The following is a 16,673-nucleotide window of genomic DNA, read 5'->3' on the forward strand; positions in this document are numbered from 1 at the left end:
CCGGTATTCAGAAGCGGTAGCCCAGGTTAAGCCATACCATCGGCTGACTGTTGTGCGGTTCGGAACGAGGATCGCCACCGTGGGTGCGCCATGCCGCAAGCAACGAGGCGTTGAATGCCCGATTGTCATAGCGCAGGCCTAAACCGGCACCGGAAAGCGTGCGGTGGTTGCTGTCGCTGGTCCAGGGATCCTGGTTCGCCGTAATGCGGCCGGTGTCGTAGAACAGGTAGGGCATGAATGCGCCGGCAGCGTAGCGCAGTTCGAGCTGCAACAGGGCGCCGGCATCGCCATAACCTTCACCACCGGGATAGGCGCGCACGCCGTTGCGGCCGCCCAGCCCGAACTTCTGGGACGAGTCAAGATTCTTGCTGGCCCATTGCGCCGACACCCTTCCATAGACATCGACGTGTTCGGCCACCGACTGGATGCGAGCCAGGTCGAGGTTCAGCTTCGAGAAGTGGCCGGCGCTGCGGGCTGTCGTTGCGTCTGACACCAGCAAGGCCCCATCGAGATTGAGGCGGCCCGGCGTCCAGGAGACCGCCCCGTATGTCACACCGCCACGCAGCAGGTTGTCCCGCACGTCGAAGTTCAAGGCGATCGGCACACTGTTGCTGGATTTATCGCTGCTGCTTTCGGTGGCGCCTTGCTGGTCGCGCAGGCGTTTGTGTTCGAACGTTGCCGACAGGGTGATGTTGCGGCGCTGCGAGCGCACCAGCGGGTAACTCAAACCAGCACTGCTGACGTTTGCGGTGCCGGTTGCATTGAGGGCGGCGAAGCTGTCTGCCAGCGCATAGTAGGAACGGCTGTAACCGATGCGGCCGCGCAAGCCGGTCGCGCCGAGCGGCAAGGCGTATCCGGCCGAGCCAAACCACATTTGCTCGTTGGTGTACATGCCCTGGAGCGAGATCTGGTCGCCGAGCGTAAACGGGCTGTCGATATCCAGGCTGGCATGGGCGCGCGTGCGGCCGGTGTAGCGGGTACCGTTGTTATCAAGCCCGATCTCGCCCGCATAACGATGATCGCGCTGGACTTCGATCGCCAGGTCGCCGGTGCCTACCTCTTTGCCTGGCCGGACCACGGGGATACTGCGCACGCCCGGCTGGTCGTCAAGGATCAGGGTGACGCGCTCGAGCTCGTGGCTTTCGATGACGCTTCCGGGTTTCAATGGCGACAGGAAGCGCTGGGCTGCAGGGCTCAGGGACTTGTCGCCGTTCGTTGTGATTGAGCCATAGCGGCCCTCCAGGACTTCGATGCGCAGGACGCCCTGCTGCATGTCTTGCTGGGGCAGGTAGGCACGGGCAAACGGATAACCCGCTGCGCGATAGTAAGCAGAAAGCTTGTCTGCCAAGGCGCTCAAGCCTGCAAAGTCGAAAGTCTTGCCGATTACCGGACCGAGTTGGCGCAGGAGTTCATCCTGTGGAATCAGGGAATTGCCCGTGACAGTTAGCTGTTTCAGGGACACTGTCAGACCGCCTGGCGGAATGGTAGCGGGTGGAGGAGGCGGCGGTAGCGGGAGCGGCGGCGCCGGAGTTGGTTCCCGCAGCGCCCGCTGCCCGTTTTCCTGTAGCGATTGCGCGCCTTGCTGTGCAAGGGCTGCTTCGGCGAAGGCGTAAAAGATGGCGATAGTCAGAATGGTGTTAGCTGGTCTCATGTCGGCTTTCAACGCTGTCTGATTGGCAACACCATTCTATCGTTACTTTTGGTCGTTTGTCGCCGCTCCCTGGTTGCTTGCAGTAGTGGATGGCATCTGGATGCCGCCAGATACCACAAACACGCTCAGGAATTTCACGTCGCGGCCCGCGGTGAGGCTTTGCGTGGCTGGCATGTTGTCGCGGTTTCCGGAGCCGGACTGCACGGTGTTCGAGTCACTTACATCCGTGTAGTTCAGGCCGCCCACGCCCAGCGACGGCATGGTTGGAGTTGCGCCGCCGATGATCACCGGGCTCGCGGCTTGCGCGGCGATGGCGATTGGGGTTGGGGTTGGGGTTGGGGTCGGCGCAGGCACCGGCGTAACGGCAGGCACAGTTTCAGGCGGCACGACTGCGGCAGGTGCTGGCGTCGGGACGATCGTTGCGACTGGGACCGCGGCCGGGGTGGCTACGGGCGCCGGTTCAGGCAGCGCGACTGGAGCAGGTGCTGCTACCACTACTGGTGCCGGTGCCGGTGCGGGCGTCGCGACTGGGGCAGGGGTCGGCACGACAATTGGCTCAGGCGCCGCTGTCGCTATTGGAGTCGGAACTGGTGCGGGCGCCGCAGCAGGAGTCGGCACGGGAGTCGGCTCAGGCGCCGGGACCGGCGTCGGCATCGGTTCCGGCGTTGGGACGGGCATTGGCGTCGGGGTCGGCTCGGGCACTGGTACCGAAGTCGGGATCGATACTGGCGTTTGCACCGCAGCCGTGATGCTCGCAGTCGTTGCGCCGCTGCCGGTGAAGGCGTAGTTGGCAGCATCGTTGCCTGTGAGCGTGAGTCCCGCGACGCTGACGTTCAGTGCGGAACCAGGGGTCGCCTGCGCGAAGTGCGCAGTCGCTGCGCTGCTGTCAATGTGGACGTCATCACCGCTTTCGACACCGGCCAGCGCACCGCTGGAAGTCAAGGCAGCCACTGTGTTGCCGTCTTCGACTTTATCTGCCGCGCCCAAAGCACCTACAGTCAACACTTTCGGCAAGATCGAAGCCGTCATGCCGCTAGGCAGCGTCAACTGATAGTTCGAAGCCAGGCCGGTGCCATCAGCCAGCACGATGCCGGTGACGGAAACAGCTTTGCTATTGCCCGCGTTGCGATCGGCAAAGGTACCGGTTTGTCCGGAGAAGCCGAGGGTCTCCGAACCGACCAGCCCACTCAACGAGCCGCCGACCAGGGTGGCGCCAGTCGTCGCATCATAAGTCTTGTCCGCAGCCGACATGCCAACGATCGTCAAGGCCTTGCGTGCAATTGACGCACTTGTGCTGGCCTGGTTCGTGATGACATAGTTCCCAGCATAGTCGCCGCCATAGCTGCTGCTGATGTTCACCACCTTTCCGCTGCCTGCATTCGCATCAGCGAAAGTGCCGGTCGCCGTCAGGCTGATCGCCTCGCCCGAAACCAGGTTGGAGAAGATGGCGTTGCTGGTATCAAGCTGTGCAGCAGTCCTGCCGTCATACGTCTTGCCGGCAGCGGTAATACCCGATACCGTCGTTGCGCGTGGAGTGATGGAAGCCGTTAATCCGGCGGGATTGGTAATGGTGTAGTTCGAAGCCAGGCCAGTACCGTCACCCAGCGTAATGCCGCTCACTGAAACCGACTTGGCGCTGCCGGCATTGCGGTCTGCGAACACGCCGTTCTGCCCGGAGAAACTCAAGGTCTCAGCGCCAACCAGGCCGCTCAGGGAGCCGCCTACCAGCGTCGCGCCAGTACTTGCGTCATAGGTCTTGTCCGCAGCCGACATGCCAACAACCGTGAGAGCCTTGCGTGCGATAGAGGCGGCGGTGCTCGCCTGGTCGGTGATGACGTAGTTGCTTGCGTAGGAACCGCCATAGCTGCTGGTGATGTTCACCGCTTTGCCATTGCCGGCATTTGCATCGACAAACGCGCCGGAGCTTGACAGGCTGATTGCTTCGCCGCCTACCAGGTTGGAGAATGCTGCATTGCTGGTATCGAGTTGTGCTGCAGTGGTGCCGTCATAAGTCTTACCTGCAGCGGTAACGCCCGACACGGTGGTAGCGCGCGGGGTGATGGCGGCCGTTACGCCAACGGGATTGGCAACGGTGTAGTTCGAAGCCAGGCCAGTGCCATCGGACAGTGTCAGGCCGCCAACCGCCACCGATTTGGCAGCGCCGGCATTCTTGTCGGCGAAAACGCCAGTCAGGCCACTGATATTCAAGGTCTCGGCACCAACCAGGCCGCTCAGTATGCCGCCGTTAAGCGTTGCCGACGTGTTGCCATCGTAGACTTTGTCGGCGGCAGCAAGCCCGGTGAGGCTCAAAGCCTTCGCCGCGACCGATGCGCTGTTTGCAACGCCGGCTGACGCCAGGCCAGGCAAGGTGTAGTTGGAAGCCAGGCCATTGCTGCCGTCCGTCAGCGTGATCGCATTCAGGAAGCTTGCGCCATTTACATTGGCGCTATTTGCCGTCGCACCTGTGTAGTTCAGGTTTTCCCCGGACACCAGGTTACCCAGCGTGACATAACCGTTCATGCTGCTGCTGCCGTCATAAGTCTTGGCGGCCATCACCGTTACGGCGCGCGGCGTGATGCTGGCGGAGGCACTGGCCGAAGTATTGGCCAGCGAATAGTTGCCGGCGTCCGCGCCGCTGAGGGTGATGTTGCTGATGTCGACGGTATAGCTGCCGACGTTTTTGCTGCCAAAGGCGCCGGTGCCGTTCAAGGTCACGGCATCACCAGCAACGACGCCCGTCGCGGAGACCGCCGCCGCCGTGGTCCCGTCATACACCTTGCTGGAAGCAGTCGGCGTCAAAGCCTTAGGCGTAATCGTATAGCTGCCGGTGTTGAAATAGCCCACGGCATAGGTGGTTCCGCCACTGGTGTAGCTGGTCGGATTGCCCGCGTCTGCGTTCAGGTTGACGTAAGAACCGGCGTTCTTGCTGCTGGTGGTGTACGCCACCGCTGGCGTGAGGGAGGATACGGAGAACCCGTTCGGACCGCCCATCGTCGTGAAGGAGAGGCCCGTGGCAATGTTGTTGCCGTCGTAGGTCTTGGTGCCCGCGGCGTTCTGGATCACATAGATAGGCTGGGTCGACATGCTGACTGCCTGGTAGGTCGCGTACAGGTAGCTGTTATTAGAGCCCGGAATCACCAGCGTGCCGCAGTTTGGATAAGGCGAAGCGCAGCTTGAGAGCTGTGGCGACTGGGTGTAGGCGGACAGTTGCGGGGCGCCGTTGACGAACACCAGCCAACTGGCAACCGAGTTGCCCTGGAATGCCACGCGAGCGCGATTGCCGTAAGAAACCAGCCCGATGGCGCCCTGGTCCAGAACTGCCTGGGTATTGCCAGCGGTGGTGTTGACGGCGTTCAGCAACATGCCGCCGCCAGCCGAATTGCCGATCGTGGTGACAGTGTTCGAATTACCTTCGAAAGCAACGCCGAAAGTCTTGTTGCCGGCGGTGCTGACGCCGGTGATGAACAGGTTGCCGGCGCCGGAGTTGATGGTGGCGCTCGACATGATGTACACGCCCCCGGTGACGCCCGAATAGCTGCCGTTGTTCGAGCCAACCAGGGACTTGCCGTTGATGACGATATTGCCGCCCTCCGACAAGATCGACCTGGAACGTTCCACCACGACTGCAGCAGTGGCGGAGCTCGAATTCAGCGCATAGCCAAAACCATTGACCTGGGTGCCGGCATTGCTGCCGACCATGATATTGCCACCGTTGGTCTTGATGTTCGCATTGATGTCGACGCCGCCCAGCGTGGCACTCGCGGCATTGGCGGCACTCAAGGTCACGCCAAGTTTGCCTGCGGTGGAGCTGATGTCGCTGTTCACGGCGATATTGCGGTCGGCACGCAGCGTGAGGGTCGCATCGCCGCCGCTGGTCTTGCCGATGGCGCTGGCGACGGTAATGTCGCCGCTGCCCAAGCCGGTACTGCCATAGTTCGAGAGATTGGACTGGGTGGTGACGGTCACGCTGGTGCCCAGGTTCAGGGCGCCGACGATATTGCTGGCCGCGCTGGCGTCAATCGTATAGTTGTACGGGTCGATCAGCCAGTGGCCGCCCTGGCCATGAGCAGCGCTGGCATCGATTTGGACCGCACGCGCGGTAGCCACGTCCGCTGCCGAGGTTTCGATGAAGCCGCCATTGCCGCCCTCTGGTGCGCTGGCATCCAGCTTGCCGGCGATATCGATGCGGCCGTTCTGCATGTCGCCCAGCAGCAGGATCTGGCCTTGTTCGCCAGTCGCCAGCGTGCGTGCCTGTACCAGGCCGCTATTGTTGATGACAGTGCTCACCAGGTCACCGGCGGCCTTTGCCGTCATCAGCACGTTGCCGCCATCGGCCCGGATGGCGCCGCCGTTTTCAACCAATGCGTCAATCGCGCCTTGCTGGATTTGCAGCTTGATTGGGCCGCCCAGGTCCAGCAGTACTTGGCTGCCGGCACCGAGCAGCACGTTCCCGCGTTCCGCGGAAATCTCGCCGATATTGCCGACGCGTGCGGCAACCAGGGCTACGGTACCGCCGTTGAAAGCCTTGATGTTACCTTGGTTGATGACGGCATTCGCACTGGCGCCTTGCAGTTTGTAGTGGCCGGACATGAAATCCTGGTTGCTCATGTTCAGGGTCGATGCCAGCAGGCCGCCGACGTTCACCTGGGCGGTCGGCGAGAAGAGTACTCCGTTTGGATTCAACAGGAACACCTGGCCATTCGCCTTCAGTGCGCCCTGGATCTGCGATACATCGGTACCGGTGACGCGGTTGAGGGCGACAGCAGAAGAGGAGGGCTGTACGAAGTTGACGGTATTCCCTTTGCCGATGGAGAACGAATTCCAGTCGATCGCCATTTTGGCGCCGCCCTGGTTGATCGTCATCGCGCTTCCTTGCTGGCTGATCTGGCCCTGGCCCGCGACGACCACGCCGCCAGTCGGCAAGTCGGCTGCCAATGCGGCACCGCCAACCAGCGACAGGCTCGCTGCAGCCAAGGCGCGGCGCGCGGCACGGGAGCGCCTTGCTTTGCCATGGGCGCCACCCAGTTCGGAGCGCACTTGCCACATGCCCATGCCAGCGTTCCACACAACTCGGAAAATCCTGTTCATAACGCTACCTCAAACGTTGAAATGAGACGGATCGGGCCATCGCGTTTGTTTAAACGGAGCCAGACTCGGACAGCAGGATTCAGGGCTGTGGGATTGGTCCGCCTGGGACGGCGGTTTGGTGCGCGGAGGTAGGGCGTCACCAGGAAGATGCGAATTTCTGTACGGCAATGACGATCTTACACAGCTTTAACTAATTTTCACACGGCAACATCGAAAAATAGTTTTGCCGTTGGTGTTTCGCGTCACCTTTCAAATGGGTAGTGATTGCGCGTCGAGGGAGCGCTCAAGCAGCCAGGCCATGCGAACGCGCCATTGGAGGCGGAGGTGCCGGGTAGTCTCCAGGCAGCGTCACTTTCTTCTCGCGAGCTTTTTCGAAATTTGGGGGGCGCCTGCGTTCAAATCTGGGTGCCAGCACCAATTCGGAGTGCGCTCCATCCCCCTAAAGTGCTCGACATGCAGCAGCGCCACACTGCGTCGCCAGCATGCTCCCAGCACTTTCATGTATCCGCAATCCAAACAAGGAGTTTCGCAAATGGATGCCCAAAACAATGCTTCCGCCATGCAATCGAACCAGTCGTTTCCTGCACTGCCCGATGCGATCGAAATGCCGTCGCCACAATCCGCTGCCGACATTCACCCCCACATCACTGGCCCCGGCGAGATAGTGAACCCAGAGCTCTTCCGGATCAAAAGTGTGCGTCCAGGCTGCTACTTGCTGAATTACACCCCGAGCGGAATCCACATGGTGACCTATGACGGAACGATGCGCGTCGAAAAGCATGCCGACGGCCGCACTGCGAGCGGCGACCTGTATCAGCGACCGGTTCTGTTTCTGCCCCTGAAAAGCGCGCTTCCTGCCGATCTGACGCGGCCATTGTTCTTCCCTGGCCCCAATCCTGCCAGCGGCATTCCGGTCCTGGCACGCAACCGCTATCGCTATTACCTGCGAGTGACCAAGATCCTTGAGAACTTCACCTTCGGCAATAGCTTCACGCTGGGATTCGAAATGTGGCGCTTTACCAAGAACCCCGGTGCATGGAATACCGGCGGCACCTGGAGCAAGGAAGAGATGACGGCGCAGATGACCTGGCAGCCTGCGCCATCCGGCTTCCCTGCACCAAGCCATTACCTGGCCGGCGATGCGAAAAACGCCTCGAATGTCATCGTCGGCCGGCTGACGATGGGCTGGGTCTCCGACTTCCTGCGCAAGGCCACCATTGAGGTGGACCGCGTCAGCCAGTCCGAAGCTGTGGTCAATAACGGTGCCGGTACCGACTGGATGGCCGTAGGCAAGAGCGTTGACTGGGACATCACTCCCATCCAAAGCAATTCGAATGTTGCGGAACCGAGCGGCTTCTCCTGGTCCAACGGCGAAGCCCACGCTGCCATGTTGGCCAAGCGCGATTCTTCCAACCTCGATGCGGAATGGCGCTACCACGTGCTGGCAATCCGTCGCCTGGACGAAACCGAGCGCGGCATTATGTATGACAACGGCGGCACGGACTCCAACAACGTGCCGCGGGAAGGCTGCGCCATTTCCTCGCACTGGACCATGCCGAACACGGCGGAATGGGGCACTGTTGCGGGCCAACGTTTCGGAACCGCCGCCGCGCCATACTTCCGCACCGCCGTGCATGAAATTGGCCACGCCATGGGTCTCTACCACAACACTGCGGACAACGGCTACCTGTGCACAACGGACGTGATCGCATCGCGTTCGCTCAATCCGGGCAGCCTGCAATTCCCGGCCAATATCCAGTGGTCCTACAACCCGGACGACGCCAAGCGCTTGCGCCATATGCCCGATATCTATGTGCGTCCAGGCGGCCTGCCATTCGGTACCTCTTACGGCTCCACGCCAATCAGTCCGACCGACATGGAACTGGAAATTGAAGGTCTCAGCATGTTCGTGACACCTGTCGCCAGCGCGGTTCCAATAGGTGCCCCTGTCCGGGTCAACATCACGATGCAGAACCAGACCAGCGCGCCGATCGCCGCGCCAAACACATTGAGCATGAAGAGCGGCATCGTGCGCGGCAAAGTTATCGATCCTTGCGGCACCGTCCGCACGTTCGCACCGATTGTCATCTGCGTGGAAGATGACCAGGTTGAACCGCTGCCCGCGCAGGAGACCGTCGAGCATTCGCTGACCCTGCTGCGCGGCGGCCAGGGCGCGTTGTTCCCGATGCCTGGCGCTTACCGGATCATGGTGGAAGCACGCTGGGATAATGGCGGCCTGGAATGCACCTGCACCGGCGAAAATACGGTGATGGTCACTTCCGCAGTCGACCAGGCACACGCCGAGGCGGCACTCAAAGTACTGTCAACGCCGGACACCCTGTTGTCACTGGCGATCGGCGGCGACCACCTGCACGAAGGCATGGCGGCCATCGACGCTGCAATTGGCAACCCTGTGCTACGCCCTCACTTCGCATACATCGAAGCCAAACGCATGGCCACGCGCTTCCGTCAACGCAAGGCCGACTTCGGTGCGGCTGCCAAGCTGATCGACAGCAGCACCATCATGAGCCCGGCTGAACTGAAACGCGCCGCGGCGTGGGTCAAGGATGCTGGGCCGAGCACGGCGCCGGGCAAGCAGTTGGCCAAGGAGCTCGCTAACAAAGCCAAGGGGCTGAAAATCAAGGATGGACTGAAAGATCTTGTCGAACCGGCTTAATGCAGGGAAGGGGGCTTTGCCCCCTTTTCCAGCGCAAAACAAAGCCCGAACCATGTCATGTCAGAAATCGAGGGAGCAATCGTGAGCAAATTTACTTCGGGAAGCCTGAGCGCGCTTTTGGTCGCGCTGTTTGCTTACCTTGTTCTGGATTTTGCCTTCTATGAAATCGATACGAAGGATGTCTCCAGCCTTGTCGGAATGGCGGCGGTCATTGGAGCCATTGCAGGTGCATGGTTCAGCGATGAAGACCAGCCGGAAACCTGACCGTGCAAGAAATCGCCGGAAGAAAATCCAATCATACGCCGAACTTCCCGTGATCAAGTGATAATGCGGCCTCAATTAATTATGCCGCATGGCAATAAAAAAGATAATGAGTAAAATGACAACTGCGTCCCCGGTGGCGCGAGTTCTGGTCGCTGCTTTAACTTTGATGGTGGCGGGTTGCGGCGGAGGCGGTTCCGAGTCGTCCAAAACGCCTGTGCAATCGCCTACGACACCAACAACACCGACAACACCAACCACGCCAACAACGCCAACAACTCCGACTACACCGACTACACCGCCAGTTGCAGGTGGAATCGCAGCAATCAACGTCAATAGCAGGGCGGAAGTACTCGCTTTCTACAACTCCACCATGCTGCCGGCTTTTTCGGTCCCGATGCAGTGGACGGGCTCAACCCAGAGCTGCGTGGCTGGCAGCACTTCTGCCGAATATAAGGCGGCTGTCCTTAATACTGTGAACAGCTTCCGGGTCCTGGCAGGATTGCCTGGAAATGTCACACTGAATCTCACGCATTCGGCAATGGCGCAGCAAGCAGCCTTGATGATGGACGCAAATTCCCAGCTAAGCCATTCGCCACCAGCCTCGTGGAATTGCTACACGACGGATGGTGCGACAGCAGCAAGCAGCTCCAATCTGGCACTGGGCAACGCAGGACCAAATGCTGTGCGCGCGTACATTGCCGACAGCGGCACCTCCAGTCTTGGTCATCGCCGCTGGGTTCTCTATTCTCGCCTGGGCGAGGTCGGCACTGGCGACACAACGCGGGCCAACTCTTTGTGGGTATTTGGCGGCACCGTAACTGCACCCGCTGGACTCACGGAGACGGGGATTGCCTGGCCAGCACGCGGCTATGTGCCATGGACTTCCAAAGTAGCCGACCCGAGCCACCCATGGAGTTTCTCTTTGCCTGGCGCCGACTTCAGTGGCGCGAGCGTAGCGATGAGTAATGACCAGGGCAAAGTGCTCTCCGTCGGCAATGTCGGCCCATTACCCGACGGTTATGGTGATAACACCATGAGCTGGAATCTGACTTCGGCTACGAGCGAGTGGTCGCGTTCACCGGCTGACACAAAGCTCAATGTGCTGATCAGCAATGTAAAGGTTGGCGGGCAAGCCAAGTCGTTCCAGTACAGCGTTACGTTCTTTGTGCCTTAAACCTGAGGTTTGCTAGCAAAGTAGGGGATGATTTGTGTTGGCCCGCGCCACTAGGTTCGCGTTCGGGCAAAAGACACCGAAACTAAACTCCACTTAGCAATTCCTGGCCGCCTAGAGCGGCCTTTTTATTGGCAAGTCGCAATGCTTATCACGCGGGCGCACTAAAGGATGTAGCGGTGGCCCGTTGTAAGCGGTGATAATGCAAACGTCATTTGACATAATATAGATTATGCGAACTCTGTGTACTTTACTACGTGTTGCATTATTCTTTAAATGATACGCAACAGTCCTGTAAGTTTTATGTAGTACCATGTTGCGTATCATGCTGATCAAAGTCCCGCACTTTGGCTATGTGCTTACAGATGGCCAGAATCTTCCCCGGTTCTGGGCGGCGGCCTGGGCATTGCTCATTGGCGGGACACTAGCACCATCTACCCTTAAGGTGCGTTTGCAACACATCGAGGGGTTCTACAGGCACACTGAAGATGGTCATCCCCAAGGCATGCTTGATGATGCCATTGCCGATCAGGATTTGCCGCTGCTGGAAGAACTTCTCGAATCCTACTTTATTACACTGAGAAACGTTCCCGACGTCAGTTCTGGGACTGAACAACGATGGCGCGATGCAGTCGAATTCGTTCGCACGATCTCCGAGCGGCTTCTGAGGACACCCGATATGAGCGCCAGACTCGCGGATATCACTCTGCGGCTCGAGCGACTGGATCGACTGTATGGTCAGCTGAGGGTTGGCAAGAAAAGCGCTCCTCATTTCGTTCGTGCGCTGCCCGCAGCGGTGTTGTCCGAGTTGTTCGATTTGGTTGTGCCTGGTGCCGAGACTAATCCGTTTAAGTCGCCGGCCACACAGTGGCGGGCATACTGCACGTTCCTGCTTTTACTTAATGCAGGTCTACGGCGTGGCGAAGCGTTGACATTACGGGCAGACTTCGTGAAATCAGAGAATTGTTCCTCTGGCCGACAATTTTGGCTTAACGTCCAAACCAACGATGATGAACATGAAGATCCACGACATTCGAGCCCGAGCATCAAAACGGTGTCTTCAATTCGCCAGATTCCCGTGAGCCCAATTGTGGCGGAGGCCTTTTACACCTACTCTGAAAACTATCGCGGGCGCCAAAAACATCCGTACTTCTTGAGCAGTATGCGCGGGCAACCGCTGTCCGCCGAGGGAGTGAATCATTTCTTCAAGATCCTGACAGCATCCCTTTCATCAAGCGCACTAAAGATTTTGCAGGACCGAACAGGGATGTCGTCGATATCACCCCACGACTTGCGCCATACTGCGGCGGTGATAAGGATGAAGCAGCTGCTGACTCGCGGCGATTCGATGCCCGAAGTAATGCAGAAGATGCGCAGCTATTTTGGCTGGTCGGCAGTCTCGTCAATGCCGCTACTTTATGCAAAGGCGGCTTTTGAAGAGCGATTGAGCGCTGTCTGGAGCGATCAGTTCGATGATCGCGTTGCTATGCTTCTGGAGTTACCACAATGACCCAGCATCTTTCTAGAGCGGCAGTCAACCCAGATGTACACACCCTTTGGGTTAGCATCCCTGCTCTCCCTTCCGTGGTCCGCTACATTGATGACTACACTGACGAGGATCACAGTATTACGGATTTGACGGCCGAGCGATGGCTCGTTTCAATCAGCGGTCGAAAGCAGCGGCTGCGGTTCGATCGGTACTCGTCAGTCCCGCCATTGCAGCGCCTACTTCAAGCGTATGCCGCTGACCGCCTAACGCGTGGCGCAGCAGCTACCGCTCGACTCAATTTCAGCAGCCTCGTTCATGTCGAGCTTAACGACATGGTTGATCTTATCCAATGCAATCCGGCAGCTGCCAGGCCACTCTGGGATAATTTACGGGCCAAGATTCCCTATGCCGAGGTGTTCTCGGGCCTTAAATCTTTATTGGTATTTCTGGCCGAACGAAGGGTCGGCGAATGGACCCCGAATTATCTGACCTTCATTTCCTCGGCACTCCCCCTTCCGCCAGCTGACAAATTTGCTGGTGTCCGCAGGAGGGACGTTTTCATATCGATAGAGGACGAGGCGCGTCTGGTTCGGTGGGTCGAAGAACGTGCGGTTGCAGCGAAAGATATGTCCCTAGCATCCCTGATCGACACCGCGCTCATAATTTGCAGCTACCAATTTGCGATGCGCCCGAAACAAATTGGGGTACTTCGACGCCGCGATTGTCGAATTATTTCGCCACCAAGTGGGAATTCCTCTGTTCATTTGACCTTTCGGATGATTAAGCAGCGTGATGATTCGATGAAGCGGATGCCACTGGTACGGCGGATCAAGCGAGAATGGGCGATTATTTTTAGCGAGATCTTTGCTAGAACTATGCACCGCCCGGGAAGTGCCCATTTTCTAGACTACACAGACGCGGCCTCCATTTCTGTTCGTATTCGAGAGTTGCTGCTGGACGTGACCGGCGCCGCGTGGTCCGCAAGAGATCTACGACACTCTGGTGCCATGCGAATGGTCGATGCCGGTGCCAGCGCAGAAGAACTCGCCGAATACATGGGGCACTCCAGCTTAGAGTCAGGTCAGGTGTACTACGCCACATCGGCCACGCAGGCTGAGCGAGTTAATCAAGCGCTGGGCATCTCAGATACATATCGCCAAGTGGCAAGCATGGGTACTACGGGCTTTATTCACCCTGAGGAATTGAAAAAGCTGAAGGGAGATCAGCAAGTCGCGGGCGTTCCGCACGGCATACCAATCGCAGGCATCGGCGCGTGCACTACGGGGCAGCCTTCCTGCCCATTCAATCCGGTGACCGCATGCTACGGTTGTCCGAAATTTCTTCCGGTCTCCGATGAGTCAATACATCAAGAAGTACTGCGTGGCTTCCGAGAGGTCGTGAACTTCTTCTACTCGACCTCTCGCGCCGAAACGGAATCTCCGGCCTTTCTTCAGTTGAAGCGAACAATATCTGAAGTCCAAGCTGTTATCAGCGGCTTAGGAGAAGGCCATGCAGACTGAAAACCAATTTGTTAGCGTGCCCCCTGCCTCATTCTCCCGCTTCATTGATGATGGAAAAAAGATAGCCGCACGAGAGTTGATCGAATGGGAAATTCGTCTTGACCATAGTGGTGTGGCCATTGATGGCTCGGCCTGGGATCTTAGGAAGCTCTCGAAAGACGGAAATCCTACGAGTTCAAAACTGCGCCAGTTCGGCACCCTGCCTCAAGTGGCCATTGAAATGCGCGAACGAGGGCTGCCCTGCCAGGTGGCTGCTGACCAGGAGCCTTTGCCGGTTTCAGTGCATTGGCAGGAACTGATCAAATCCTACGTGCTGCATCAGGTCATCGAGGCTGGTCGAAGCCTATCGCATGTTACAGCAACCTGCAATGCGATGCGCCTAATCGCTACCGCCATAAACGACAAGGCGCCGTGGCAATTAGTTGCGGACGACATTGATCTTTGCCTTTCCATTGCGCTTGCGGTGCAACCTTCCGGACAGTCAGCGATTGTCATCCGATCCTTTGTCAAGACTGTCCTCGATGCACATCACCTTGTCGATGCCGCGCCACTGATGCCGCTTATTGGGACGGAGCGCCTCCGAATTCCAGGGAAGGTACACCAGGCAAAGTATGTCAAGAAATCTTCAGAACTAAAGGCGGCACTGCAAGTGCGAAAGTCGGAAGAGAAGCTGCCAGAAATGCGCGCCTTCTGGGAATTCATGCGGATAGTTTTCACCGAAAGGCCAAAGACTTTTTCGGACGCGATCCGATTTGCACAGGGAAAGCTAGTTACGATAACTGGACTACGGATTGGTGAGATCGCCCTGCTCCCGTTGGATTGGAAAAGAACGCATGAGTACCAAGATCAATTCGGCGCCTCCGCTGCAAAGCATGGCGGGGTTTCCCGGGCCTTGCTTCTAAGGCACTACTCGGAAAAGCAAGGTAGCAGTCGAAAGCAAGGCGGAACTCTTTGGGAAGAGTCGCAGTACATTCCGGCGATGTTTGAACAGATCGCGTGCGACACCTTGGAGGAAGTGGACCGCCTGACTGCTCCGCTACGTCGAACTCTTAAGGCGCAATGCGAAACGGGCCGCCTGCTGCCAATGTACGAACCGGATGCCCTACTCCCGATTGTCGATCTCTATGTACACCTGACCGGGATGGTCTTGACGACGGAGATGGAAGAAGCCGCTGCGCAACCGTTCTTCGATAGCTATCGCGCCAGTTATGACCCGATCGAGTTGGACCGATTGATCGATTTGCAGCGCCGTGGGTCGCTTAAGCCGCGAATGGCACTTTATCAGTTTGCCATCCGGTTAAGGAAAAGCGGAATGGTACTTCGTGACCAGAAAGGAAACCCGCACGACGGCCGAGGCGCTTTAAATGCCTTCGTGCGAGTCAGCGAGGCAGAAGAATATATTCGCGAACAGACGCCGACCAAGCTTTCCGATCTTACCCCTTTCCAATTGGACGGCGGTAGGCTTGTGCAGCCATGGGAAATGCTCTTCTTGCAGCCAAAACGCGCCCTTGCAGAGGCGCGAGACAATATTCCTTGCCACGTTGGCCGAGTAGTTGGCGTTGGCATCGCCACCCAAGAAGTTCTCAGACTCGGCCTTTCTTCAGACGAGAGCAACTCCCCTACTCTCTTTGAGATTTACGGGGAGACCGAAGAAGACCGGCGCTTGTCGCTGTTGCCTCACTCGCTAAGGCACCTACAGAACACTGAGCTCTTTCGGCTGGGTGTTGCAGACACGATTATTACCAAGCGCTTTAACAGGCGTTCAGTTGTCCAGAGCTATGAGTACGACCACCGTAGCCTCCAGGAGGAACTGGATCAAATATCGCTCCCGGACGAATGGGACGCATATCTTGGCGGCAAAGCAGGAAGCGTCGCCAAGATGATCAGGGTGGGCCGCGCAAATGGTCCTATCGTCAAGGAATTCAAGCGTATTCAGGCCGACGAGGGGGATGAGGCTGCCTACACATTTTTGAAAGCCGAGGCGGACGGTTTTCATGCGACACCTTACGGTCACTGCCTGAATTCCTTCACCGTTGATCCGTGCCCTGCGCACTTGGAGTGTTTTAATGGTTGCATGCACCTTTCTGCCACGGATCTCCCTGAAAATCGGAGAAATCTAATAGTCTTACAGGGTAAGCTGAAAGATGCGCTGGATCTCGCTCGGGCAAAAGAAACAACCGCTATCGGGCGTGAGAACCAAATTCGGCACGCCGAAGTTCGCCTGGCCAACATTGCTCGTCTAATTCAGACCGCGCCTGGCGAGCAGGTCTTTCCCGATGGAGAGGATCTTTCTCGGAAAGCGAAAGGAAGGAGCGTTCTCGATGCCTCGTAAGTTACAAGACCAAGACAACAGGGAGCTCGAGCAAGTTCTGCAGATGTTACTTGATGCAGATATAGATATTTCGGCCAGAGAGGTGGCCAGGCGCCATAGCACGCTTTCGAGCGCCTCGACAATTACGAGGCACCCTGGCCGGCGCCAACTTGTCGAAGACTTTCAAACAAAGCAGCAAGACATGCGTGAATGGCAAAAGCGGCTCCGCAAACGCTCGAAAGGCCAGACTGCAGAACTGGTTTCCACTCAGGAGGCAAGGATCGACCAACTCGACCAATCCGTTCGAGTGCTAATCGCAGGTCATCTTTCATTGATAGCTGCAGTGGCACAGGTCGGCGGCATGGGTAAGCTGGTTAAATTCTATGAACGATTCCGGGAAGTTCGAGATCAATTGGCAAATCTGAAGGCGATACCGGACGGCTTAGAAAATGACGAAGCCACGCCAATCCGCGACCGTAAGTAGACTGGAAGATCTAAAACT

9 protein-coding genes are annotated in these 16,673 nt (G+C 58.1%); 7 read left to right on the forward strand and 2 right to left on the reverse strand.

Features of this window, described 5'->3' with window-relative positions; translation table 11 throughout:
• Positions 1-7: 7 nt before the first annotated feature.
• Both ASD58_RS23415 and ASD58_RS23420 read right to left on the reverse strand, forming a co-directional pair.
• Positions 8-1,651, reverse strand: a complete 1,644-nt coding sequence (locus tag ASD58_RS23415; protein ID WP_057263654.1) for a ShlB/FhaC/HecB family hemolysin secretion/activation protein — start codon at positions 1,649-1,651, stop codon at positions 8-10.
• A gap of 42 nt (positions 1,652-1,693) precedes the next feature.
• Positions 1,694-6,739, reverse strand: coding sequence for a YDG domain-containing protein (locus tag ASD58_RS23420; RefSeq protein WP_082565631.1), 5,046 nt, complete (start codon positions 6,737-6,739; stop codon positions 1,694-1,696).
• Between the two features lie 532 nt (positions 6,740-7,271).
• On the opposite strand from ASD58_RS23420, the gene ASD58_RS23425 reads away from it, so the two are divergent.
• The 7 genes from ASD58_RS23425 to ASD58_RS23455 all read left to right on the forward strand — a co-directional run bounded on the left by ASD58_RS23425 (position 7,272) and on the right by ASD58_RS23455 (position 16,655).
• Entirely contained in the window at positions 7,272-9,416 is a 2,145-nt protein-coding gene (locus tag ASD58_RS23425) for a hypothetical protein (protein ID WP_082565632.1), read from the forward strand.
• An 81-nt stretch (positions 9,417-9,497) separates the two neighbouring features.
• A complete protein-coding gene (locus ASD58_RS23430) occupies positions 9,498-9,680 on the forward strand; it encodes a hypothetical protein (protein ID WP_156401450.1) in 183 nt (60 codons plus the stop codon).
• A gap of 106 nt (positions 9,681-9,786) precedes the next feature.
• Positions 9,787-10,854 carry a CAP domain-containing protein gene (locus ASD58_RS30795; protein ID WP_156401451.1) on the forward strand — a complete coding sequence of 356 codons (1,068 nt, stop codon included), beginning with the start codon at positions 9,787-9,789 and terminating at the stop codon, positions 10,852-10,854.
• Positions 10,855-11,176: 322 nt separating this feature from the next.
• Entirely contained in the window at positions 11,177-12,361 is a 1,185-nt protein-coding gene (locus ASD58_RS23440) for a site-specific integrase (protein ID WP_057264119.1), read from the forward strand.
• Positions 12,358-13,860 (forward strand): tyrosine-type recombinase/integrase, encoded by a 1,503-nt coding sequence (locus ASD58_RS23445; RefSeq protein ID WP_057263662.1) that lies wholly within the window; start codon positions 12,358-12,360, stop codon positions 13,858-13,860. Before ASD58_RS23440 ends, ASD58_RS23445 begins: the two co-directional genes overlap by 4 nt.
• Positions 13,850-16,192 (forward strand): hypothetical protein, encoded by a 2,343-nt coding sequence (locus ASD58_RS23450; RefSeq protein WP_057263664.1) that lies wholly within the window; start codon positions 13,850-13,852, stop codon positions 16,190-16,192. The genes ASD58_RS23445 and ASD58_RS23450 overlap by 11 nt, the downstream gene beginning before the upstream one ends.
• Positions 16,182-16,655 carry a hypothetical protein gene (locus ASD58_RS23455; protein WP_057263666.1) on the forward strand — a complete coding sequence of 158 codons (474 nt, stop codon included), beginning with the start codon at positions 16,182-16,184 and terminating at the stop codon, positions 16,653-16,655. The genes ASD58_RS23450 and ASD58_RS23455 overlap by 11 nt, the downstream gene beginning before the upstream one ends.
• The last annotated feature ends 18 nt before the right edge of the window (positions 16,656-16,673 follow it).

Origin of the sequence: Duganella sp. Root1480D1 (assembly GCF_001427305.1) — a bacterium.
Taxonomy (GTDB): Bacteria; Pseudomonadota; Gammaproteobacteria; order Burkholderiales; family Burkholderiaceae_D; genus Rugamonas.